This is a genomic window from Absiella sp. AM29-15 (genome assembly GCF_003434225.1).
GTDB lineage: Bacteria > Bacillota_I > Bacilli_A > Erysipelotrichales > Erysipelotrichaceae > Hoskinsella > Hoskinsella hominis.
The window spans coordinates 334,066-357,746 of the sequence record NZ_QVFL01000001.1 but is presented as its reverse complement, the minus strand read 5'-3'; the positions used below and the strand labels follow the sequence as shown (position 1 = coordinate 357,746).

Genomic DNA, 23,681 nt, shown 5'->3' with positions numbered 1-23,681 from the left:
TTTTTGTGAGGTTTTCGCTTGTTTATTTTACATGATCAAAATATCTTTTTTCTCCCTTTTTCAAAGGCTTTTCTTTCCTTTTGAAAAATCAGTCTAAATCTTAAGAAGTTTTACACGTAACCATCACATAACAGTTTTAAAACGTGTTATAATAAATACGCTTGAGAAAATGGAGTTGATGCCAATGAAGCTGGGATTATCGCGTGCAAAGAGCACCGATAAGTTTGATTATACATTGATGGGCATTATCATTGTGATGATGTTTACAAGTCTTACGGCTATTTATTCTGCATTTGGTATGTTAGGTACTGATGCTGGAATGAGTTACTTAATGAAACAAATTATGTGGTATGTATTTGGTTATATCGTAATTGGTGCGATGATGTATTTAGGAAATGATTCCCTGTATTCCTTTGCGAAGATTGGATACTGGATATTATTAGCGTTGCTGGCATTATTGCTGGTAGATAAAGTATTTTATCACTTTACTTTAAGAGATATTCCTTTTTTTCATACAGCGAATGGTGCGACTTCCTGGTATATCTTTCCCGGAGTTGGGACCTTTCAGCCAAGTGAGTTTATAAAAATCGTATTAATTATTATCGTCGCAAATATTATAGATGAACATAACAAACAAAAAATCACGGAATCGTATGAACAAGATTTCAATATGATCATTGAAATTGCGAAATGGGCACTTCCACCTATGATTTTAATTCTATTACAACCAGATACCGGTGTTGTATTGATTATTGTAATTGCCATCGGCGCTATGGTCATGTGTTCTGGTATTAAGCGTGAATGGATTATGATTATATTTGGATGTATTGCATTTGTACTTGCCTTATTCTTCTATATGTATTTCTTCCACTTTGACCTTTTAAATAAATTAATTGGTGGTGAAGGTGGTTATAAATTAGGGCGTATAACCAGTTGGCTAAATCCTGAATCGGATATCAACGGGAAAGGCCATCAGCTATATCTTTCACAGATGGTGATTGGCTCTGCAGGTTTAATGGGTCATGGCATGGGTCAGGCGTATGTTACCCTGCCTGAAGCACAAACCGATTTGATATTTGCTGTGATTGGTCAGACCTGGGGATTCATAGGAACTGTATTTGTCGTTGGTTTATGTTTATTCCTGGATTTACATATCTGTCATATTGCTTCCTTGTCGAAGAACATGATAGAAAAATATATGATTACCGGATTTCTAGGATTGTTGTTGTATCAGCAATTTCAAAATATTGGCATGCTGATTGGACTTCTTCCAATTACCGGTATCACATTACCACTCTTATCTTATGGTGGTTCCAGTATGTTATCTTACATGATTGTATTCGGTATTATTATGAATACCAGCCGTAAAGCAAAGAAATTATCAGACTACGTATATGAATAAGTCAGATCGAATGGATCTGACTTTTTTAATATAGATTTTTTAAACGTTTTAGATAACTATAATGACGATATCTTGCGAACTTTACCTTCTTATCTGTCATTTGACAAATAATGGTTTTGGTATTTTTTAATGGTGTATTCAAGTGGTCATAACACAAAATTGCCGTATCAAATGTATCTGCACGAAGTGTTACGATTCTATTTTCCATCATGATATATGGACTACCCAAAGAACGGTGTTTTGAATGTTGTATCGCTGTGATTTCTGCCAGCTGCATAACAGACAGACCACAATCAATCACTGCCCCACCAAGTCCCCGATTGTATGCAGTAGAGCCTGCCTGCGTTGATAAACATATTCCTGATCCACGACATGTTTCAAAAAACTCATCATCAATATAAACATCTACGGATTGTGATTTTATGACGTTTTCAATACGCATCTCATTTAACGCATAAATCGGTTCATCACGATCATCTAAGTCCATACGTAATAAACCTGATTCATAAATATGTGGTTCTTTTTGAAGCATATCATGAAGGCACTCATCTAATTCGCTTTCCGTATAATCTGTGAAGAACCCTAAAGTGCCTGTATGGATCCCAATAAATTTTAAATCATTGATTCGATCAAGAAATTGATGAACACCATATAATAATGTTCCATCGCCTCCAACACAGATAATTAATTCTGCAGTTTTTTCATCTTCTATCCATCCAGCCCCTTGTAATGTCTTTCTGATTTTATCAGATACAATATGAGATTTTTCATCTACTTTTGAAACGATTTCATATTTCATCACAAATCACTTCCTTTTACATTGATAATATTGTACCATATAACCTAGGGTGATGAAAAGATGAATGAAAATTTAGAAATAGAATATAAGGTTTTATTAACAAAAGAACAGTTTGAAAAACTTGTAAGTCAATATGATGATGTCAAGTTTATACGTCAAGTCAATACGTATTATGATACAAAGGATCTTCAGATTAGAAAGAACTATGGTTCTATGCGTATCCGTGAAAAAGAAGGTCAGTTTATTTTTACTTTGAAGAAACATACAGAAGATGGTTTATTAGAGTTTGAAAAACTTGTGCCAACCAATGATATCTCTGCCTTTAATGATTCTGAAATCAAACAATTGTTTCAGGATATGAAAATTGATGAGCCGATTGTAAAGTTGACTTCTTTGACGACTGATCGTGCTGTGATTTTCAATGGTTTTGCGGAAATTTGTTTAGATCATAATTACTATAATGGTAAAGAAGATTATGAGATTGAATATGAATATAAAAAAGATCATGATGGCAAAAAGATGTTTCAAGATATTTTGGATATCATCAATATTCAATATGATCATAATTGTGTTTCAAAAAGCAAACGAGCTTTATCTGCGCTATGAATGAGCTATTAATTATTTATAGTGTGTGGAATTGTTTTGTATTTTTTATATATGGATGGGATAAATACAAAGCGAAACATCACCAATATCGTATTTCAGAATTTACATTACTATGTTATATGTTTTTCTTTGGAGCTTTAGGTGCTATCCTGGGTATGTTATGTTTCCATCATAAGACAAAGAAAAGAAAGTTTCAGATTATGGCAGTATTTTCTGCAATTCTTCAACTTTCTCTATGTTGGCTGATTATACAATAGCCAGCTTTTCTTTATATTTAATATTTCCTATTTTTAATAATTTTCTTGTGCTTTCATCAATTTCTCGATTGAATACTATAAACACTTCCATTTCCTCAGCAAATTCACTCATTTTGATATAACTTTCATATAGCATATAATGTCCAATGCAATATTGTAGCTTCATATTAAAATCACTCACATTGATTAAACATGGAATATATATGGATATCATATCTTTTTGTACATCGATAAATTCTGTTTTACTTATCATTTTTTGATGATCCGTCATTATCGTTTTACAATATTTTTGTATTCTTGTTTCTTCATAACGACTATACATATTTGTTTTTACTTTTTGACATATGTTTTGAATAAAATTAATTTGTGCGTCTTTAATAAATACCGATTCAGTTTCTTTATGAAATAAAGCTGACCACATATCTATACCTACATCATTTGCTAACTGAAGGATTTTACTAGTATTTTGAACATCTGTTTTATCAATATAAATATAACTTTCTATTTTGTTGGAAATTTCCATACCTATTTCACTTAAATAAACAGGTGCTTGAAAGAATGTTACTTCTTCCAATTGAAAACAACTTAGATATTCAGGTAGTTCATGCGTCTTTGTGATTTTTATAATTGCTTCTTCTAATGCTTCTTTGGTAGGATATCCATTCTTTGTGCCAAACTTAGCCCACATCTGAGAAAAAGTCAAGGTATATGTCTTTTCTAATTTTCCATAACCTAAGATACCTTTTTCTCGTTTTTCACCTTTTTCTGTGCCTTTTGCAAGAAAAAACAAGTAATCGCCTAGATTAAAATCACTGATTTTTTTCATGGTGCTGGGTTTCCAGAAATTAATGATTCGATTACCATTAAGCCGATGATATTCAATCATCTGATGATCTGTAATATAAGCGATAGATGACATAGTATCCCACCTTTTCTTTATCTATATTTTATCATGAATTGGCAAAGAAAAAATCGTGTATTCCACGATTTCTTACATTTTTTTACGACCTTCAATTGCTTTAATCAATGTTAACTCATCTGCATAATCTAAATGACCACCCATTGGCAAACCATGAGCGATTCTTGTAACTGTTACTGGATATTTTTCTAATAATTTAGATATATATAATGCAGTCGTTTCTCCTTCCACTGTAGGATTTGTCGCAAGGATGATTTCCTTTGTATCTTCATTGATTCTATCTAATAAGGAAGCAATATTAATATCATCAGGTAATATACCTTTTGATGTAGAAATGACTCCGTTAAGCACATGATAGACACCTGCATACTCTCTTGTCTTTTCCATGGCGATAACATCTTTAGGACTCTGTACCACGCAGATAATAGAATCATCTCTTGTATGATCTTTACATATCTCACATTTTTCATCTTCCGCAAGATTGCCACATATCTGACAATGTTTTAAACTTCCCTCTTTGATGTGTGTTAAGCAATCGATGAACTCATTTATTTTATCTTCATCCCATTCCAATATTTGGAATGCGTATCGTTCTGCTGTTTTCAAACCTACACCTGGAAGGTTTCTTAAACATTCTACAAGCTTCTCAAATTGTTTAGGATACATTAGAAGCCTCCTGGCATTTTCACTCCACCAGTAATTGCATTCATTGTCTTTTCTTTATCTTCTACAGCTTGATTGAAAGCATCATTTAATGCTGCTTTTAACATTTCTTCTAAATCTTCTTTTCCATCTTTATCTAATAAAGTTTCATCTATTTGAATTGACTCAACCTGCATACCTTTAACTGCAACTTTTACAACTCCACCACCCATCGTAGCTTCATATTCTTTTTCATTTAATTCACTTTCTACTTTTGCTAAATCTTTCTGCATCTTCTGTGCCTGTTTCAATAATGCTTGCATATTCATAATCTTATTCCTCCATCACTGTTATATTGTCTTTTCCAAATAAATCTAACACAATTTCTTCTTGTGTTTTTTCTCTTGTTTCTTCGTTATTGACGATGACACTTTCAACACGGATAGGATCTGGTAATGTGCCATTTACCATTCGCTCTTTGAATGCGCCTATAACCCTCTTATTCTGTTCAGCTGAAATTGCGAAAATCTTTTTCGATTTCTTCAATAACTCCTGTAAGAATGCACATAACTCATTATTGCTATCTAATTCATTTATTTGATTTGCCTCTGCCTGGTTATCAACAGCAAGTACGATATAGTTACTGCCAGCACCAACGATTTTACCATGTTTTATCAAATTTGCAAATTTTGCCCATTTTAAATTAATTGTATATTCTTCAATGTGTTTAAAGTTCTCCAAATCACTTGCCTTCTCTGGTTTATTTGCACCAGCTAATAAACCTAAGATATACTCATCATCTATTGGCTGTGCTTTCTTATTCTCGCGATGTACTGGTGCTTTTATTGGCATAGGTTCTTCTTCAAAGAATGTTGGTTGTACTTCTTCCTCATATGGATCATCTTCTGGTACAAACAGCTGTGGCTTTGGTGCTTCCTGTTTTGGCACAAATGTTTCACGTGAAACATTTGTTTGTTGTTTCACAACCCTTTCTGGTTGTTTTTGTATTACAGGCTGTTGTTGAATCTGCTGTACTTGTACCACCTGTTCAGTTGAAGCAGCTAGATCAAGCATTTTCAATAAACAAACCTCAAAATAAGAGCTAGCATTTGCAGCAGTTCTATACTTATCATATGTTTCCATCAATAAGCTAATCATATCAAACCGTTTCTTAATAGAAACTTTTTGAATAATACCTAAAGCTTCATCAGAATTCAATACATGAAGTAGCTTTGCTTCTTTCGTGTATTCAAAAATAATTGTTTCTTTTAATATTTCTATCAAATCGTTTGTTAATCTTTTGATATCAATTCCTTTATTAATCAGATAATCAATTTTATCCATTAACTCTAATGCTTTTTTATCGAATATTTGATTTAATAATTCTAGTTTATCAGGTACTGTAGTAATACCATATATCTCATTGATATGATGAACTTCAATATTATCCTGTGCGTATGCAATACACTGATCAAGAATTGATAAAGCATCTCTTAATCCCCCATCAGCAAGCTGTGCTATAATGCGGATTACCTCATCCTCACATGTAATATGCTCTGCTTCTAAGATTGTATGCAATCGATTTATGATATCACTATCTGGTACTTTAGTAAAATCAAATCGCTGACACCTAGAAATGATTGTAGGCAATACTTTATGAGGCTCCGTAGTGGCCAGTATAAAGATAACATGTGCAGGTGGTTCTTCTATCGTTTTCAGCAAAGCATTAAATGCTCCAGCTGACATCATATGAACCTCATCAATAATATATACTTTATAACGCCCTTTTAATGGCGCATATTTTACTTTTTCAATCAGATTTCTTACTTCTTCAACACCATTATTACTTGCTGCATCTATTTCAATAATATCTGGATGCGTACCATTTACTACAGCCTTGCAGTTTTCACATTCCCCACATGGTCTATGATCTTTGCTCTCGCAATTCACCATTTTAGCAAATATTTTTGCAATTGAAGTTTTTCCAGTACCTCTAGGTCCACAGAATAAATATGCATGTGCAATCTTATTTTGTTCTACAGCATGTTGTAGTGTTTTTACAACATGTTCCTGTCCTGCAACTTCTTCAAAACTATTAGGACGATAGGTACGATATAGTGCTTTATATGCCATACTTCACCTGCTTTCTCTAGTGATTATTATACCATGGAATACAGCAATATTTAAGCTAAATTGAAAATGTTCTTATACGAAGAAATTATCTTTCTTCATATAAGAAAGAAGATTTATATCTGCAGTATTCTTATTATATTTTCCATTGAACAAAAAATTTCTAAAATATAAATATATCATTCTATTGAGGAAAAAATAATAAAAAAAGCAAATAGTAGGATATTTATTAATCCTTGGTTATTTGCTTTTTCTTCTTTTCTCGTTTCTTTTTGAAAAAATCTTTTAGCAACTGTGCACATTCTTCTTCTAATATACCACCAGTTGTTTTTGGATAATGGTTAAACCCTTTATATTCATATAGTTTAATACAGCTCTCAATGCATCCACCTTTAGGATCTTTCGCACCATATATGACTTTGTTTATTCTTGACTGTAAAATAGCGCCAGTACACATGGAACATGGTTCTAATGTAACATATAATTCACAATCTTCTAAACGCCAACTGCCAACTTTTTTACAAGCTTTTTGAATTGCCATAATTTCTGCATGAGCAATAGATTGTTGTTTACTCTCTCTTAAATTATATCCTCTTGCAATAATTTTATCATTTTTCACAATGACACAGCCAATAGGCACTTCATCTTTTTCTTCAGCTTTTTTTGCAAGTTTGATTGCTTCTCTCATATACTTTTCATTCATAGTTTTTACCTCAGAAATAAAAAAGTGCTACCACACATGACAGAGCCACCTTAAGGCTGCTTCGTTCCCGACCTGACCTAATTCAGTGTGTATCATTGTAGTAGCTTTTATATTATAACACAGATTAAGTAAATTTCAACCACTTTTTATGGATAATACAACCTGGCTTTTTTATTGTTTCACGTGAAACAATTTTTTCGTTTTTTTTGTTGCAACGAGATGCGTAGTTATCTTGCTTTTTATATTTCAATGCAAATCAAAAGAACACAAAATGTATTATTAATTATCTAAATATCCAATATCCATCGGTAAATTTATATTATAATATATTAAATATTTCAGCCTTGTTTTTTTCGTTTTTTTATGCTTTTTGATGTTTTTATTGTTTTCAAAATCACAAATGCTCAACTTTTCCATTCAGTTAAATAATTCATTAAATCAATAAAAGTTTTTTAGATCAACTCTATATTTAACAATGATTTTAAAAATTAAATTGATGATTTTTCAACATAATAAAATTTTGATTTATAATTAAATTACTCATATAAAAAGATCTATATAATTATAACATTTCAAATGATACCATATTTTTCTATAAGTATACTTTTGATTATTAGGTTATCTTTTTTTATTCAAATTGAAATATGATAGAAAGATAAATGTTTTTTCTATCATAAACTAGAATATGAAAATTCTATAAAGATGATTGTATTCTATGGTTATAAAAAGTATAATTTATCGACTAATATCAAAAAAATTTTTTTACTTTTTCTTCATGTTAAAAAATCAATAATGTTATTTATAGAATTTTACTTATAATAGAATATCCACAGTATGTTCATTCATCAAAATCATAATACACTTAATTAATCGCTAATACTATTTCATGATTTTTTATTAATCCCAATAAATTTGTTTCACGTGAAACATTTACTTACTAAAATCTATTAAATTAAATAAGATAAATACTCGTAAAAGTAAATTTCATTGCATATCACAAATGCCATTCATATATTATTAAATTTTAATTTATATTATAATAATAGTGTATTTTATAAATTAATATACGTATTATTTCAAGCCGTTATTTTGTCATAAAATCAAAGCACCAAAGAATTTCAGAAAAATATCAGCTATTTAACTCAATCAAAACACTTATCATTTTTTAAATTTTTCAAGATATATAAAATAGTTTTTTTAATCATTAAATGATTATATTAATTATGTTTCACGTGAAACTAAAAAAGAATCCTTTTTGTTTGAGTATCCAAACTTTAGGATTCTTTAAATGATTTATTTCTTAGGAACTAATTTTTCAGTGCCACCCATGTATGGTCTTAATACTTCTGGAATATTCACTGAGCCATCAGCGTTTAAGTTATTTTCCAAGAAAGCAATTAACATTCTAGGTGGCGCAACAACTGTATTATTTAATGTATGAGCGAAATATTTTCCATTCTCACCTTTTACACGAATACCAAGTCTTCTTGCCTGCGCATCAGTTAGATTAGAACAGCTACCAACTTCAAAGTATTTTTTCTGACGTGGACTCCAAGCCTCTACATCCACAGATTTACATTTCAGGTCTGCTAGGTCACCTGAACAGCATTCTAACGCTCTAACAGGGATATCTAAGCTTCTGAATAAATCTACTGTATTCATATACAGTTTCACAAACCATTCTGCACTTTCTTCTGGTTTACATACAACAATCATTTCCTGTTTTTCAAACTGGTGAATACGGTAAACACCACGTTCTTCAATACCGTGTGCACCTTTTTCTTTACGGAAACATGGAGAATAACTTGTATACGTATAAGGCAGCTTCTTTTCATCTAAAATCGTATCAATAAATTTACCAATCATAGAGTGTTCAGAAGTACCAATCAAGTATAAATCTTCACCTTCAATTTTATACATCATACCTTCCATTTCCGCGAAGCTCATAACACCAGTTACAACATCACTTCTAATCATGAATGGAGGAACAACATAAGTAAATCCTCTATTGATCATAAAATCTCTTGCGTAAGAGATAACAGCAGAATGTAGTCTTGCGATATCTCCCATTAAATAATAGAAACCATTACCAGCAACTTTTCTAGCACTGTCTAAGTCAATGCCTTCAAAGGCTTCCATAATTTCTGTGTGATAAGGAATTTCAAAATCAGGAACAACAGGTTCACCGAATTTTTCAAGTTCAACATTTTCACTATCATCTTTTCCAATAGGAACACTAGGATCAATCATATTAGGAATCTGCATCATGATCTGTTTGATTTCAGTACTTAATTCAGTTTCCTTTTCTTCTGTAGTTTTCATTTCATCAGCCATTGCCTGAACCTGAGCTTTTACCTGTTCAGCTTCTTCTTTTTTACCCTGACCCATCAATGCGCCGATTTGTTTACTTAATTTGTTACGCTGGTTTCTTAAATCATCACCTTTTTGTTTTAAGGCACGATTTTCCTTATCTAATTCGATGACTTTATCAACCAGTTCAATCTTGTGGTCCTGGAACTTTTTACGAATGTTTTCTTTCACAAGTTCAGGATTTTTGCGTAGAAACTTCATATCTAACATATTCTATACCTCCATATAAATAAAAAAGAGGTATTGTCCTAAAGGGACGATACCTCGTGTTGCCACCCTTTTTTATTTGATTCCTAAGAATCAAATATCTCAAAGCGATAACGGTGCTACCGAAACAGATTACTTTATTCACCTGTTCACTCCAAGGTTGATTTCATAAATCTTCAGCGATAACTTACACCAACCGTTATCTCTCTATGCCTGAATGTATTTATTACTTATCCTTATCAACGTTTGTTTATTTTATATCATTCTTTGTTTTCATTGTCAATGACTTCTTGTTCGCTCACAGAAGTTTCGTTGTTTTCTACAACATTTTCTGATGTTTCTACTTCTTCTTCCTCTGCTTCTGCCTCAACGATTGCGACTTTAGAAACAGATTCATCATCACCGACATGAATCAATCGAACACCTTGTGTATTACGACTGTAAACACCAATATTATCGACAGAAATACGGATAATAATACCAGCATTTGTGATAATCATGACATCTTCATCGCCATTTACTGCACGTACAGAAACCAGATTTCCTGTTTTCTCAGTGACATTGATTGTCTTAACACCTTTTGCGCCACGTGTTGTCAAACGATATTCACTAATTGGTGTACGTTTACCATAACCGTTTTCACTTACTGCCAATAGATGTGTACCATCACGATTGGTTGCTACACCAACAACGATGCTTCCATCTGTATTGAAGCCTTTGACACCACTTGCGGTTCTACCCATAGGGCGTGTATCATTTTCATTGAAACGAACTGCCTTGCCATTAGAACCAGCAATGATGATTTCATCATCACCTGTTGTTTCTTTTACGCCTACAAGTTCATCACCATCACGTAAAGAAATAGCAATTTTACCATTTTGACGTATAGAATCAAATTCTTCCATTGGCGTACGTTTGATTAAACCATTCTTTGTGACAAAGAATAAATAAGCTGATTCTGATTCACGTTTCACAGGTACTAATGTACAAACTTTTTCTTCTTTATCTAGGTTCAACAGATTTACGATTGGCAAACCTTTTGCGGTTCTTGAAGCATTTGGAATCTGATATCCCTTAATACGATATACTTTACCAATATTTGTGAACATCAATAGATAATCATGTGTAGACATTGTAATCAACATATCCACAACATCATCTTCATTGACTGCCATACCTTTGACACCACGACCGCCACGATTTTGTGTACGATAAGTATCCGTTGGCATACGTTTGATGTATCCATTTGTCGTCATCGTGATAACAACATCTTCCACTGGAATTAAATCTTCATCCTGCATATCGAAGTCAGCTTCACTGATTTCTGTACGACGTTCATCACCAAAACGATTTTTTACTTCTGTTAATTCATCGCGGATAATCTGAACAACTCTGGAATGATTTGCCAGGATATCTTTTAAATCCGCAATCTGAATCAATAATTCCTGATATTCATTTTCAATCTTATCACGTTCCAAACCTGTCAATCGACGAAGTCTCATTTCAAGAATTGCATTGGCCTGAATTTCACTTAAATCAAAGCGTTCCATCAACTCTGTACGAGCGGTAGCTTCATTCGCTGAAGAACGGATAATATGTATAATTTCATCAATATGATCTAACGCAATACGTAAACCTTCTAAGATGTGTGCGCGATCTTCTGCTTTTTTCAATTCAAACTGTGTACGACGTATGGTGACGTCAATCTGATGGTCAATATAATGCTGCAACATCTCTTTTAAGCCCATTTGCTTAGGAGCACTCTGATTGCCTTTTGGCACCAGTGACAACATATTACATCCAAAGGATGTCTGTAAAGAAGTCAAACGGAACAGCTGATTTAATACAACATCGCTTTGTACATCTTTTCTTAATTCAATGACGATACGCACACCTTCACGGTTAGATTCATCGTTAAGGTACGTGATACCTTCGATTTGTTTATCTCTTACCAAATTGGCGATTTTTTCAATTAAATTTGCTTTATTTACCTGATAAGGAACTTCAGTAACGACAATACGGTGTTTACCGTTATCCATTTCCTCCACATGCGTTTTCGCACGTACAACAACGGTTCCTCTACCTGTTTCATAAGCCTGTTTAATGCCAGCTCTTCCTAGGATGATACCACCTGTTGGAAAGTCTGGTCCCTGAATATAATTTTCCATTAAATCCATCACTGTAATTTCTGGATTATCCATAATCGCAAGTGCCGCATCAATGGTTTCATTTAGGTTATGTGGTGGTATATTGGTTGCCATACCTACCGCAATACCAACTGCACCATTTACTAATAAGTTTGGAAAACGTGAAGGTAAAACAACTGGTTCCATTTCTTCCTGATCATAGTTAGGTCGAAAATCAACTGTATTTTTATTGATATCCTTCATCATTTCCATTGCGATTTTACTCATACGTGCTTCCGTATAACGCATAGCCGCAGCGCCATCGCCATCCATAGATCCAAAGTTACCATGACCTTGCACCAACATATAACGATAACTGAAATCCTGTGCCATACGAACCATTGCATCATATACAGCAGTATCACCATGAGGGTGATACTTACCAATAACTTCACCGACAATACGTGCTGATTTCTTAAATGGCTTACTTGCCACAATTCCCATATCATTCATCGCATATAAGATACGACGATGTACTGGTTTTAATCCATCACGTACATCTGGCAACGCACGATCGACAATAACGGACATAGAATAGTCCAGAAAGGAGGAACGCATCGTTTCATATATATCAACCTGTAATAATCTATCCTTGTTTATATCCATCTAATCATTCCCTCCTTAAATATCCAGATTTGCATATTCTGCATTTTCCTGAATAAACTGACGTCTAGGTTCTACGTCTTCGCCCATCAACATTTCAAATACTTCATCTGCTTTGATTGCATCTTCAATATTTACCTGTTTCAATGTACGGAACGCTGGGTCCATAGTTGTTTCCCATAACTGCTCAGGATTCATTTCTCCTAAACCTTTATATCGTTGGATACCAACATTATCACCCATTGCCGCAAGTTTTTCATCACGTTCAGATTCTGTATATACATATTCGACCTTCGTGCCCTTTTGTAATTTAAACAATGGAGGCATTGCGATATATACATATCCACCCTCAATGATTGGGCGTAAGAAACGATAGAAGAACGTTAACATCAATGTACAAATATGTGCGCCATCGACATCGGCATCGGTCATGATAATGATTTTGTGATAACGAAGCTTACTGATATCCATTTCTTCACCAATACCACAACCAAAGGCTGTGACCATGGAACGAATTTCATTGTTTTCAAAGATACGTTGTAATCTAGCTTTTTCTACGTTTAGAATCTTACCACGAAGTGGCAGGATTGCCTGAAATTTGGAGTTTCTGCCCTGTTTGGCACTACCGCCGGCAGAATCCCCTTCGACAATATAGATTTCACATTCAGATGCATCTTTACTACTACAGTCCGCAAGTTTACCTGGCAGGCTGCTGATTTCAAGCGCACTCTTACGACGTGTTAATTCACGGGCTTTTTTCGCAGCCATACGTGCCTTGCTGGCAAGAATACATTTATCAATGATAATCTTTGCTGTTTCCGGATTCTCTAAGAAGAAACGTTCTAATTGTTCTCCCAGGATACTGGAAACGATTTTTCTGACTTCACTGTTTCCTAATTTTGTTTTGGTCTGTCCTTCATACTGAGGATCAGGATGCTTCACAGAAATGATTGCGGTCAATCCCTCACGACAATCTTCTCCTGCAAGTGTTTCATCTTTCTTGATCATACCTGCTTCTCTGGCATAAGCGTTCACCGTACGTGATAATGCCAGACGGAAACCATCTTCATGGGTTCCACCTTCTGCAGTATTGATGTTATTACAGAAAGAATAGATATTTGGAATATAGCCATCGTTATACTGCATTGCGATTTCTGCTAAGATTCCATTTTCTACACCTTCCACATAAACGATTTGTTCATGTAGTGGTGCTTTATTTTTATTCAGATAAGCGACATATTCCTGAATACCACCATCGTATTTGTATTCAATTCGCTTAGGTTCTTCTTCTCTTTCATCCGTTAATACCAGTTTGATTCCTTTGTTTAAGAATGCCAGCTGACGGATTCTGACGTTTAGTGTTTCAAAATCATATACCTGTGTTTCCTGGAAAATCGTAGGATCTGCTTTAAAACGTACCATAGAACCATGACGTTCACTATCACCAATGATTTTTAATGGTGCTGCTGGTTTTCCTCCATCCTCAAAACGTAAGAAATGCGTCTTTCCATTTTGATAAACAGTAACTTCCAGCCATTCACTCAATGCGTTCACGACACTGGCACCTACACCATGCAGACCACCAGATACCTTATAGGCACCACCACCGAATTTACCTCCAGCATGTAGTACGGTAAAGATGGTTTCTACACCAGAAATACCAGTTTTTTCAACGATACCGGTTGGCATACCACGTCCATTATCGACAACACGAATGATGTTATCTTTTTCAATTGTGATTTCAATATCTGTCGCAAACCCTGCCAACGCCTCATCAATAGAGTTATCGACGATTTCCCATACAAGATGGTGAAGTCCTCGTTCACTGGTAGAACCAATATACATACCAGGTCTTTTACGGACTGCTTCCAATCCTTCCAATACCTGTATATCATCCGCGGTATAGGAATGGTCAACCTTGATATTTTCCATTTCTTCTATCTCTTTCAACTGATTCTCATCCATGCGCATTTCCTCCTTCACATCTTTGAATCGTACCATGATCAACATGATAGACACAGACATCTCTTTTACATTCAATATCCTTTAATTCCAGCTGATCTGTCGTTGTTATAAATATCTGCACACTTTCCGGCAGAAAGGTTAGTAATTTCATTTTTCTTGTTTCATCAAGTTCTGAAAACACATCGTCCAGCAGCAACACCGGATATTCATGGATGATTTCTTCAATCATGTATACCATACCGATTTTCATTGCCAGCAGCACACTGCGTTTTTGTCCCTGTGAAGCATAACTATTGAGATCTTGATCATTCAGCTTAAAAATAAAATCTTCTTTATGTATCCCATGCGTCGTCTGTTTCATGAATTTATCTCTTTGGAGTGATTTTTGATATCGAAGCTTCAAACGTTTCTTTAATTCTTCTTCATTTTCATCAAATTCAACACAACTGATATATTCAATATCCAGCATAGTATCATCCTGTGTCAGCTTTTCATAAAAAGTCTGGCACTTCACAAGCAGTTTTTTCAAGAAAAAAAACCGCTGTTTCATTACAATGACAGATGCATCAATCAATTGATCTGTCACTACTTCCAAGAATGTATCATCCACACTATCCTGTTTTAAATATGAATTTCGCTCTTTTAAGAGCTTTTGAGCCTTTGTAAGTGTAATCGTATACTTTTTACTTACCTTACTCAATTCCATATCCACAAAGCGTCTTCTAACCCTTGGAGAGGCATTAAACAGCATCATGTCATCCGGACAAAACATCACCGCATTAAATTCTCCGATAAAGTCACTTACTTTATTGATAGGATTTCCATAAATAAACAGATTCTTCCCTTTTTCATTAACCGTGATACGGATATCTTCTTTACGATTCTCTTTTAAAATCATTCCCTTCATAAAAAAAGCATCACTGCCTTTTCTAATCAAATCCTGATCATCTTTTGTCCGATGAGATCTTGTCGTAGACAAATAAAGAATTGCCTCCAGTATATTTGTTTTTCCCTGAGCATTTTTACCAGTCAGTAATTGAATACCTTTGGAAAAAGAAATATCAACCTGATCATAATTCCGATAATGATACAGGTTCAACTGTGACAACATCATACAAGTGTAAATTCTTGGTCTTCTATGATGATGACATCACCACTTCTCAGCTTTCTTCCTCGACGATCTTCCATTTCTCCATTTACCGTAATATGTAATTCTTTTACCGCAAACTTTGCTTCTCCACCGCTTTGGATAAAGTCTGTCATCTTCAATAATTGACCTAATGTAATGTACTCACTGTTTATCTTTATTTTCATCACAAAACCTCTTTCACATACTTCTATATTATATCATATTTCAAGCTGTTTTTGTTGATTTTATCCTATGTTTTCAACCTTTTTTTCATGTTTTTTCCAACTTGTTCCATTCCTGTGTCATCCATATCAGACATAGTTGATGAATTTTTAGAAAATCATGTTTTTTTATATGATTATCAAAAAAAGCAGTCAGTACCATCACTGATTGCTTTTATAAAAATACCTCAAAAATTGTAGAATATATTAATCTATTGAATTTATATAATAAGCCACATCAAACAATGGAACATTGCACATCCAATCTTCTTTACGATATGCAGACATCGAGGCACGTATCGCTATTTCAGGTTCATATTTTTTACAATAAGCTTTTAGTGATTGTGCTCTTAAATTTTCTTCTGCTTTCACTTCGATCGGTATCACATGTTCTTCTTTTTGAATCATAAAATCAATTTCTCCAGATGAATTGTTAGAAGCATAATAATAGAGTTTATGTTGATTAGAAACGAATTCCTGTGCAACAAACTGCTCTGTCAATGCACCCTTAAACTCTTCAAATATTCGATTTCCTTCCAACAATGTTTTGGCAGATAATTCACCTTTTGCCGCCAACAAACCAATATCCAACATAAACATTTTAAAAGATGATTGATCCATATAAGATATCAAAGGTAATCCTGGCTTGTTTATACGATAACTTTTATGAACTAATCCATAATCCATCAACCATTGTATTGCTATCTCATAATCTTTTGCTCTTGCCCCTTCTCTAATAATTCCATAGATGAACTTACGATTTTCTTTTGCCAATTGTGCAGGAATACTATTCCATACCATTTGAATTCTGGGATATTGTTCTACTGGCGCATGTTTGGAAAAATCACTTTCATAATACAACAATAATTCATTTTGAACTTTGCGTACTTCTCTCATATCATCTGTTTCTATGAATGTCATGATAGCTTCTGGCATTCCACCGATATAATAATATTTTTTCAATAATTCTATATACTTTGTACGAAATGTGTTTAATAATGCAAAATCATTTTGAATCAGAAGATCAGCTAAAGCATCTTCATTTAATGCTGTTAAAAACTCTCTAAAATTCAAAGGATAAAGATGTAGGAATTCTACCTTTCCTACAGGAAATGAAGTGCCTGCATGTAAAGACATTCCTAGCAAAGAACCAGCAGCTACGATATTGTATTCTGGAGCATTTTCATAAAAATATTTTAAAGCCGTCATGGCTTTGGGTACCTCTTGGATCTCATCAAAAATCAGCAACGTGTTCTCTGCTTGAAAGCTTTGGTTTGCTTCAATTTTCAATGCTGTTAATATTCGTTTAATATCATAATCTTGTTCAAATGTATTTTTCATTCGTTCATTATTTTCAAAATTTATATAAATACATGTATCAAAATATCTTTTACCAAATTCTTGCATAATCCAGGTTTTCCCTGTTTGTCTAGCCCCATGAATAATTAATGGTTTACGCTTCTTTTTCGTTTTCCATTTCACCAATTCATCCATAATGAAACGTTCCATATAAGCACCTCCTTGATATTTCTTAGTATATCCCATTCTTTTATGCACTTCAACAATTTTCATGACCATCTTTTTATATTTTTAACATTTATCATGACCATTACTCCTGTAATTTAACATTTATCATGACCAAACGATATATAATTTATTTCAATGATTGACAAAATACATAAAACCACCCATTATATAGGTAAAATAAAGTATTTATACAAAAAAGGTTGACTCTAGAGTACCTCTAAGGTGTTAACTGAAGGTGAAAGATGAGGTGTTACACTATGAAAATCAAACAAGTGGAACAAGAAGTTGGTATTTCTGTTCATTCTATTCGTTTTTACGAAGAAATGGGCTTAATAAAAATACAGCGAAAAGAAGATAGTAAATATCGTGACTTTACGGAACATGATGTAAAAAAGCTAAAAGAGATTAAACTGTTTCGAGAACTGGGAATCACCATAGAGGAAATCAAGCGTTATTATGCGAATGAAATATCTTTACAAGATTTGATGGATCATCAACTAATTGAATTAAAAGCACAGCATAATGACATGGAACTTAAAGAAAAATTATGTGCGGATATCAAAGACAGTAATGCCCCCTTAATTGCCTATACGGTAGAAAAGTATGAAGAAATCTTACAACACAAAAAAGAAAAAACGCCATACGAAGAAGCTGGTTCATTGATATCTTCCTGGAATCATCAAAAACACAGTCGCAAAAAAATTATTTTGATAGAATGTATTACATTTCCTATCATCTGGTTTTTTAGCTCATGGATTGTATTATTCATCGCAAATATCCCACATATCTTAGAAACGCAAAAGATAGACATACAATATCACTGGTTTACTTTATTACTATCATTTATTTTTGCGCTTATCGTCAGCTGGTCTGATTTTATTGTCGTAGATAAGTTTCCATATGATTTATATGAATTTCATGAAAAAGGGATTTATTATTTTGATGAAACTAAACGAAAATATATTCAACTATTGAAAGCAGCATGGAAAAACGATGTAGAAAGCTGTTACCAATATGTAGCCTATGATGATATCCGTATTTTAAAAATATGGTTTCATATGGTCGCAAAAGCACCAATCAATGGTGGCAATGCTTATCAAATAGACTTATTTCTATATACCAAAGATGATGAACTACTACGTATCAATACAGGTATGTTTGGTGTCAGTGATGAAAAAGTAAAATTAACGGTAGAAATTTTAAAGGAACATGCGGATAAAGTCATTGATCCTTATCACATCATTGAACATCTAGATGATTCTCGTGAAGATTTTTATAAATATTTAGATGATCTTTATTGGAAACGTGAACATAAACGTGTCTTTGGAAAAGAAAAGTGAGAAATTAAAGGAGAATGAAAAAAGCATGATAAAGGGTTACGAAAAATTAAAGAAACAAAACGAAAGTGTATTAACTAAGATAGATGTTATAAGTTTATTTGAATTAAATAAAAATGAACAAGAAAAAGCATTAACCTATGTTTTCTCACACATATATATACCTAATTATCAAGAAGAAATTTATGATAAAGAAATAATGATTGAGAAAATAAATATTCGATTCGATAATCCAAATGCTATGCTAGAAAAATACTATAAATTTTGTAACAGCTTTTCTGCTAAAGGTTTTCCATTATTGTATGTCTTTAAGAAGAAAGACAAAATGGTAGGTTATTATATAGTAAAAGATAGTATTCATAAAATAAGTAACGAAGATGAATTATCCAAAAATGAACAATCCCAAGTGAGTATGCAAATAAAAAAATTAAATATTTAATGCGTTCAATAATTTATAAAAAGATGGAGAAATCAAAATTCTCCATTTTTTTATATAAAAGTTAAGAAACATCTAATTGGAAAAATTTCTCACTTTTTTCTTACCTTCATATAAAATAACCGGTATCTGAATTTCTTCCTTCGTTGCACCCGCATGAGAGCCTAAAATAATATTACAATCATCATAATCTAAATTCAAATCAGATATGGCGCATGCGATAAAATCCCCTAAAAAGTCTTGAAATCTTGGATGTGATGCTTCATTTCCAAACAATTTCATATCGATGATTTCCTGTTTTGTAAATAATTTAAAATCACTACCAAAATAGGATAAAAATAATTTTTTAAATATTTCTTGTTTATCCTTTTGGATATAAAAAGCTATGGTTCTAGGTTCAAGTGCAGGCAGATGCTCAAAACATTCCACAAGATCAGGATAACGATTTAAAAAGTCATTTCTAACATCAATATGCCCATGGTCTGCGATGATCATAAGGCCTGTTGTTTCAGGTAATTCTTTCATCGTGTGTTGTAGAATGTCATCAAAACTACGTAACATTTCTACACTTTTCTTATGTGTAGCGCCATACGTATGCATGATACTATCATATTGATCCCAATAGGCATAAACCAATCGATCATTTCCATGACTTTTTTCAACTACCTTATCACAAAGTTCTTGAAAATTTTTTGCGCCATTTTCTCTCCATGCTGGATATATAGAACTCGCCTGAATTCCCTTTTGTATACATTCTTCTATCATATTGGTGACAGGAAGCTGTTTTTGAACATAACCTTTTTCTTTCTTTTGTTCTGTATAAAAATCTTCATCAAAAAACATCACAATATTTTCATCACATTCTAAAAAGTATTGTTGCCATCCTAACCATGCATTTACACAAGGCTGTTTTCCGTTCAATATGGCGGTGGTAGCGGCTACTGTGGTTGGTGGATATACTGTATCAACAATTTTCTTTTGATACGTCTTTAAAAAGCCCTTTTCTTCACAATATCGATCAATCTGATAAGCACCCATACCATCAATCAACATCACCACAACTTGTTGAAAGCAATGATCTTGTAACCATGCGTATAATTCATCATCTATTTTTTGATAGGTATCTAATCCAAAGTAAGCCCTGATTGCACTCATTGTGGATAAAATCCCCTTTTCATAATCTGGTATATACATATTTTTCTCCTTTGCAATATTCATTATCTATCATGCCCTTAAAAACAAAAAGACTCTCATAAGAGAGTCCATCATAAATATTAAGCGTATGTACGTACAGGCAATACAAGCTGTAATACAGAAGCATCATCCACAGACTGGATAATGAATGGTTTCATTTCTCCACACAGACTGAATTTTACTAAGGAACCGCTCAATGCTTTGATTGCATCAAATACATAGCGTCCATTACAGCTGATTTCTAATCTGTTTCCCACAAAGCTTGCGCTATTCAAGACTTCAGTAGAAGATCCAACCTCTACAGATTTACTTGATAAGACACATTCATCTTCACTTAATGAGAATTTAATGACTGAAACACCATCATTTTTGATAAAGCTAGCACGGTCAATAGCATCTAATAAATCTTTCGCATCAATTGTTAGTTCATAATCAAATGTCAATGGAATCAAACGGTTTGTTTCTGGATAGACACCATCAATCAAACGTGTCTGTACAATCGTATCATTGATAATAAACTGTGCTTTCTTATCATTTACTGCGATTTCAACTTCACCTTCATCTTCTAATGTCTTTACAACCTCCTGTAAAGATTTGGCAGGTACTGTAATATTAAAATTTAAGCTCTCTTTAATTTCGATTGTTTTCTTCGCTAAACGATAAGAGTCTGTCGCAACACAGTTTAATGTTGTGCCATCACATGCAAAGTTTACACCTGTTAATACAGGACGTGTTTCTTTATCACTTGTCGCAAAGCTTGTTTGTAAAATGATACGACGAAGAATATCTTCTTCCATTGTAAAGCATTCTTTTGGTTTAGAGAAATCAATGGCAGGATATTCGTTTGCACGCATACCGTTAATTCTGAATTCTGCAGTGTTGCCACTGATCTTGGTAGAACATCCATCAATCACTTCAAATTCAATTTCATCAGCATTGATTTTACGAACGATTTCCAATATATATTTTGCTTCAATAACGATTGATCCCATATCACGGATTTCTAAATTACAATCTTCACTCTTTACCAGTTTGGTTTGAATAGATACATCAGAATCACTTCCCGTCAACACCAGACAGTCTTCTTTTGCGTCAATCTTAATACCAGAGAATGCAGGTAATGGTGAGAATGTTGAAATTGCTCTTGCTGCTACTGACAATGCGTTATAGAAATTCTTTTTCGCTACTTTAAAATACATGGGTAGACTCCCTTCTTTCTTTTTCTTTTATAATACTATAATAATAAGTATGTGGAAAATGTGGAAAACTCCAAAATACCGCATAACATACGTATATTCTAACAAATTTTGACTGTGTAGTAAATGTGGAATTGTGTTGAAAACTCTTAATCTTTTACACCAAGCTTGTTTTTGATCTGAAATACAGCTGTTTGAAAGCTTTCTTTGTCTTTTAAAAGTTTTACCATTTTCTCATAAGAAGCCATGATTGTTGAGTGATCACGGTTCCCAAATTCAAATCCAATCTTTACAAACGGCATATTTAATAATGTTCTACATAAATATACAGCAATATGTCTTGCATTGGCGATATTTTTCGTTCTTGATTTTGATTCAATCTGTGTTCTGGTTAAGCCATAATACTCACATACGGCGGTTTTGATACGTTTTGCGTCTAATGCATCATCTTGTGGAATACTTGGGTTCTCTTTAAAAATTTCTTTTGCGAATTTTAAATCTATAGTTTCCGGGTTATATAATATTGCTTTAAAGAATAACTCATTTAAGCTTCCTTCTAGTTTTCTTACATCACTGCTAAATTTTGTTGCCAAATAGTCTAATACTTCATCTTCAATCAGTATTTCATCTTTCCTGCCCTCCATCTTTTTCTTTAAGATGGCTTTTGCTGTTTCAAATTCAGGACTTCCCACAGATACGGATAAGCCACTGCTGAAACGTGAAATCAAACGATTTTCAATACCTTTTAACTCTGTTGGATGAATATCGCTGGTGATAACGATCTGTTTATTATCATTTACCAGCTTATTGTAAAGGTTAAAGAAGATCTCTTGTGAGGTACTCTGTTTTAAACGCTGGATATCATCAATCAACAGATAATCAACTTCACATATCTTTTCTTTTATTTCCTCTACATTTTTGTTTTTCATCGCTTCAATCAATAATGTCACAAAGTCTTCACTATAGATATACAATAGTTTTTCATCCGGCTTGTTTTCTTTTACATAATTGCCAATCGCATGTAGTAAATGGGTTTTCCCCAATCCTGAATTACCGAAGATAAAGAGTGGATTGTTGAATTTTCCAGGATAGTAACATACAGATAAGGCAGCGGCATGGGCTTCACGATTGTTTTTCCCTACTACGAAGCTGTCAAATGTATAATCCTTTTTGATCTTATCTTCAAATAAGATATCATTTCTTCGCTTTACAACGGATTGTGGTGTCATCTGTGCGACTTCATTTTTCAATAATATCTGAATGGATACTGGTTTTTCCACAACCTGTGAAAGTTTTTCCTGAAGAAAATCAATATTCTCCATCAATACCTGCTTATGTATCTTATAAGGAACGACAATGGTGGCCATATCATCGACGATATCATACAATTGGGCACTCTCTTTGAACCAGGTATTAAAGTTCGCATCATCAAAGTGATTACTGCTTTTGATGAGTGCCAAGGTGCTTTGCCATATTTCTTCTAACTGTTCATTTACCATATTTGCCATTTCACACAACCCCTTTGTGTTCTATTTTACTATAATGTGTGGAAAAATTCTATGACAGATAAGTAAAAAATAGTTTTCCACAGGAAAATAGGTTGAAAACATGCAATTTTAAGGGTGTATTTTATTTTTACACATTTATCCACATGGAAAACTGGTGGAAACTCCACAGTGGATAAGTGTAGAAAGTGGAAAAGTGGAAAAAAAAGTTGATTTCCACAGCATTGTGGAAAGATAATCCACATCAAAATAACCGATAAAATAAGGCTTATTTGCACAATCCACAGTTTCCACATTATGTGGAAAAGTGGGCAAAAAACACATGTGGAAAGCATGTGGATAAGCAG

General features: G+C 33.3%; 20 protein-coding genes, 1 other RNA gene and 1 other annotated feature. Of the genes, 5 read left to right on the top strand and 16 right to left on the bottom strand.

What is annotated here, in order from left to right; genetic code table 11:
• Nucleotides 1-184 precede the first annotated feature (184 nt).
• Entirely contained in the window at nucleotides 185-1,402 is a 1,218-nt protein-coding gene (locus DW761_RS01830; RefSeq protein ID WP_117452594.1) for an FtsW/RodA/SpoVE family cell cycle protein, read from the top strand.
• Nucleotides 1,403-1,427: 25 nt separating this feature from the next.
• Here the strand turns inward: DW761_RS01830 and DW761_RS01825 are convergent, their stop codons facing one another.
• Nucleotides 1,428-2,201 carry an NAD kinase gene (locus DW761_RS01825; protein WP_117516251.1) on the bottom strand — a complete coding sequence of 258 codons (774 nt, stop codon included), beginning with the start codon at nucleotides 2,199-2,201 and terminating at the stop codon, nucleotides 1,428-1,430.
• A gap of 60 nt (nucleotides 2,202-2,261) precedes the next feature.
• Between DW761_RS01825 and DW761_RS01820 the strand changes: the two genes are divergently transcribed.
• Both DW761_RS01820 and DW761_RS01815 read left to right on the top strand, forming a co-directional pair.
• Nucleotides 2,262-2,807 carry a CYTH domain-containing protein gene (locus tag DW761_RS01820; protein WP_117516250.1) on the top strand — a complete coding sequence of 182 codons (546 nt, stop codon included), beginning with the start codon at nucleotides 2,262-2,264 and terminating at the stop codon, nucleotides 2,805-2,807.
• Nucleotides 2,804-3,064, top strand: a complete 261-nt coding sequence (locus DW761_RS01815) for a DUF1294 domain-containing protein (RefSeq protein ID WP_117516249.1) — start codon at nucleotides 2,804-2,806, stop codon at nucleotides 3,062-3,064. Before DW761_RS01820 ends, DW761_RS01815 begins: the two co-directional genes overlap by 4 nt.
• Here the strand turns inward: DW761_RS01815 and DW761_RS01810 are convergent.
• The 12 genes from DW761_RS01810 to DW761_RS01755 all read right to left on the bottom strand — a co-directional run bounded on the left by DW761_RS01810 (nucleotide 3,054) and on the right by DW761_RS01755 (nucleotide 17,648).
• The gene (locus DW761_RS01810; protein ID WP_117516248.1) at nucleotides 3,054-3,983 is read right to left on the bottom strand and encodes a hypothetical protein; all 930 of its coding nucleotides are present in this window, start codon (nucleotides 3,981-3,983) and stop codon (nucleotides 3,054-3,056) included. The two genes, DW761_RS01815 and DW761_RS01810, sit on opposite strands and share 11 nt — an antisense overlap.
• A gap of 72 nt (nucleotides 3,984-4,055) precedes the next feature.
• The gene (recR, locus tag DW761_RS01805; protein WP_117516247.1) at nucleotides 4,056-4,649 is read right to left on the bottom strand and encodes a recombination mediator RecR; all 594 of its coding nucleotides are present in this window, start codon (nucleotides 4,647-4,649) and stop codon (nucleotides 4,056-4,058) included.
• Nucleotides 4,649-4,954 carry a YbaB/EbfC family nucleoid-associated protein gene (locus tag DW761_RS01800; RefSeq protein WP_117516246.1) on the bottom strand — a complete coding sequence of 102 codons (306 nt, stop codon included), beginning with the start codon at nucleotides 4,952-4,954 and terminating at the stop codon, nucleotides 4,649-4,651. Before DW761_RS01800 ends, recR begins: the two co-directional genes overlap by 1 nt.
• A gap of 4 nt (nucleotides 4,955-4,958) precedes the next feature.
• The gene (dnaX, locus tag DW761_RS01795) at nucleotides 4,959-6,758 is read right to left on the bottom strand and encodes a DNA polymerase III subunit gamma/tau (RefSeq protein ID WP_117516245.1); all 1,800 of its coding nucleotides are present in this window, start codon (nucleotides 6,756-6,758) and stop codon (nucleotides 4,959-4,961) included.
• Nucleotides 6,759-6,984: 226 nt separating this feature from the next.
• Nucleotides 6,985-7,458 (bottom strand): tRNA adenosine(34) deaminase TadA, encoded by a 474-nt coding sequence (gene tadA, locus DW761_RS01790; protein ID WP_117516244.1) that lies wholly within the window; start codon nucleotides 7,456-7,458, stop codon nucleotides 6,985-6,987.
• Nucleotides 7,459-7,472: 14 nt separating this feature from the next.
• Nucleotides 7,473-7,570, bottom strand: an RNA gene (gene ffs / locus DW761_RS01785) — signal recognition particle sRNA small type.
• A gap of 1,181 nt (nucleotides 7,571-8,751) precedes the next feature.
• Nucleotides 8,752-10,038, bottom strand: a complete 1,287-nt coding sequence (gene serS / locus DW761_RS01780) for a serine--tRNA ligase (RefSeq protein ID WP_117516243.1) — start codon at nucleotides 10,036-10,038, stop codon at nucleotides 8,752-8,754.
• A 39-nt stretch (nucleotides 10,039-10,077) separates the two neighbouring features.
• Nucleotides 10,078-10,287 (bottom strand) — a binding site (T-box leader).
• 8 nt (nucleotides 10,288-10,295) lie between these two features.
• Complete coding sequence (gene gyrA, locus DW761_RS01775) at nucleotides 10,296-12,827, bottom strand: DNA gyrase subunit A (protein ID WP_117516242.1); 2,532 nt, start codon at nucleotides 12,825-12,827, stop codon at nucleotides 10,296-10,298.
• Between the two features lie 15 nt (nucleotides 12,828-12,842).
• Nucleotides 12,843-14,789, bottom strand: a complete 1,947-nt coding sequence (gyrB, locus tag DW761_RS01770; protein ID WP_117452604.1) for a DNA topoisomerase (ATP-hydrolyzing) subunit B — start codon at nucleotides 14,787-14,789, stop codon at nucleotides 12,843-12,845.
• A complete protein-coding gene (recF, locus tag DW761_RS01765) occupies nucleotides 14,782-15,903 on the bottom strand; it encodes a DNA replication/repair protein RecF (RefSeq protein ID WP_117516241.1) in 1,122 nt (373 codons plus the stop codon). Before recF ends, gyrB begins: the two co-directional genes overlap by 8 nt.
• Nucleotides 15,900-16,103 (bottom strand): S4 domain-containing protein YaaA, encoded by a 204-nt coding sequence (gene yaaA, locus DW761_RS01760; RefSeq protein ID WP_117452606.1) that lies wholly within the window; start codon nucleotides 16,101-16,103, stop codon nucleotides 15,900-15,902. The genes recF and yaaA overlap by 4 nt, the downstream gene beginning before the upstream one ends.
• A 243-nt stretch (nucleotides 16,104-16,346) precedes the next feature.
• Nucleotides 16,347-17,648 carry an ATP-binding protein gene (locus DW761_RS01755; RefSeq protein WP_117516301.1) on the bottom strand — a complete coding sequence of 434 codons (1,302 nt, stop codon included), beginning with the start codon at nucleotides 17,646-17,648 and terminating at the stop codon, nucleotides 16,347-16,349.
• A gap of 275 nt (nucleotides 17,649-17,923) precedes the next feature.
• Here DW761_RS01755 and DW761_RS01750 point away from each other — a divergent pair, with 275 nt between their 5' ends.
• Both DW761_RS01750 and DW761_RS01745 read left to right on the top strand, forming a co-directional pair.
• A complete protein-coding gene (locus DW761_RS01750; RefSeq protein WP_158553732.1) occupies nucleotides 17,924-19,006 on the top strand; it encodes a MerR family transcriptional regulator in 1,083 nt (360 codons plus the stop codon).
• The gene (locus DW761_RS01745; protein ID WP_233512999.1) at nucleotides 18,990-19,442 is read left to right on the top strand and encodes a hypothetical protein; all 453 of its coding nucleotides are present in this window, start codon (nucleotides 18,990-18,992) and stop codon (nucleotides 19,440-19,442) included. Before DW761_RS01750 ends, DW761_RS01745 begins: the two co-directional genes overlap by 17 nt.
• A gap of 72 nt (nucleotides 19,443-19,514) precedes the next feature.
• On the opposite strand, the gene DW761_RS01740 is transcribed toward DW761_RS01745, so the two are convergent.
• From DW761_RS01740 to dnaA, 3 genes are all read right to left on the bottom strand, one after another.
• Nucleotides 19,515-20,633, bottom strand: a complete 1,119-nt coding sequence (locus tag DW761_RS01740; RefSeq protein WP_158553731.1) for an alkaline phosphatase family protein — start codon at nucleotides 20,631-20,633, stop codon at nucleotides 19,515-19,517.
• 80 nt (nucleotides 20,634-20,713) lie between these two features.
• Nucleotides 20,714-21,832: a DNA polymerase III subunit beta gene (gene dnaN / locus DW761_RS01735; RefSeq protein ID WP_117452612.1), complete on the bottom strand. Its 1,119-nt coding sequence runs from the start codon at nucleotides 21,830-21,832 to the stop codon at nucleotides 20,714-20,716.
• 146 nt (nucleotides 21,833-21,978) lie between these two features.
• Nucleotides 21,979-23,337 (bottom strand): chromosomal replication initiator protein DnaA, encoded by a 1,359-nt coding sequence (gene dnaA, locus DW761_RS01730; RefSeq protein ID WP_117452613.1) that lies wholly within the window; start codon nucleotides 23,335-23,337, stop codon nucleotides 21,979-21,981.
• Between the last annotated feature and the right edge of the window lie 344 nt (nucleotides 23,338-23,681).

Bases quoted from the DNA above. Each gene is read 5' to 3' on its own strand.
- gyrA (WP_117516242.1), bottom strand. From the start codon at position 12,827: ATGGATATAAACAAGGATAGATTATTACAGGTTGATATATATGAAACG.
- DW761_RS01810 (WP_117516248.1), bottom strand. From the start codon at position 3,983: ATGTCATCTATCGCTTATATTACAGATCATCAGATGATTGAATATCAT.
- serS (WP_117516243.1), bottom strand. From the start codon at position 10,038: ATGTTAGATATGAAGTTTCTACGCAAAAATCCTGAACTTGTGAAAGAA.
- dnaX (WP_117516245.1), bottom strand. From the start codon at position 6,758: ATGGCATATAAAGCACTATATCGTACCTATCGTCCTAATAGTTTTGAA.
- DW761_RS01830 (WP_117452594.1), top strand. From the start codon at position 185: ATGAAGCTGGGATTATCGCGTGCAAAGAGCACCGATAAGTTTGATTAT.
- dnaA (WP_117452613.1), bottom strand. From the start codon at position 23,337: ATGGCAAATATGGTAAATGAACAGTTAGAAGAAATATGGCAAAGCACC.
- DW761_RS01815 (WP_117516249.1), top strand. From the start codon at position 2,804: ATGAATGAGCTATTAATTATTTATAGTGTGTGGAATTGTTTTGTATTT.
- DW761_RS01740 (WP_158553731.1), bottom strand. From the start codon at position 20,633: ATGTATATACCAGATTATGAAAAGGGGATTTTATCCACAATGAGTGCA.
- DW761_RS01825 (WP_117516251.1), bottom strand. From the start codon at position 2,201: ATGAAATATGAAATCGTTTCAAAAGTAGATGAAAAATCTCATATTGTA.
- tadA (WP_117516244.1), bottom strand. From the start codon at position 7,458: ATGAATGAAAAGTATATGAGAGAAGCAATCAAACTTGCAAAAAAAGCT.
- DW761_RS01820 (WP_117516250.1), top strand. From the start codon at position 2,262: ATGAATGAAAATTTAGAAATAGAATATAAGGTTTTATTAACAAAAGAA.
- yaaA (WP_117452606.1), bottom strand. From the start codon at position 16,103: ATGAAAATAAAGATAAACAGTGAGTACATTACATTAGGTCAATTATTG.
- recF (WP_117516241.1), bottom strand. From the start codon at position 15,903: ATGATGTTGTCACAGTTGAACCTGTATCATTATCGGAATTATGATCAG.
- DW761_RS01800 (WP_117516246.1), bottom strand. From the start codon at position 4,954: ATGAATATGCAAGCATTATTGAAACAGGCACAGAAGATGCAGAAAGAT.
- DW761_RS01755 (WP_117516301.1), bottom strand. From the start codon at position 17,648: ATGGAACGTTTCATTATGGATGAATTGGTGAAATGGAAAACGAAAAAG.
- dnaN (WP_117452612.1), bottom strand. From the start codon at position 21,832: ATGTATTTTAAAGTAGCGAAAAAGAATTTCTATAACGCATTGTCAGTA.
- DW761_RS01750 (WP_158553732.1), top strand. From the start codon at position 17,924: ATGAAAATCAAACAAGTGGAACAAGAAGTTGGTATTTCTGTTCATTCT.
- gyrB (WP_117452604.1), bottom strand. From the start codon at position 14,789: ATGGATGAGAATCAGTTGAAAGAGATAGAAGAAATGGAAAATATCAAG.
- recR (WP_117516247.1), bottom strand. From the start codon at position 4,649: ATGTATCCTAAACAATTTGAGAAGCTTGTAGAATGTTTAAGAAACCTT.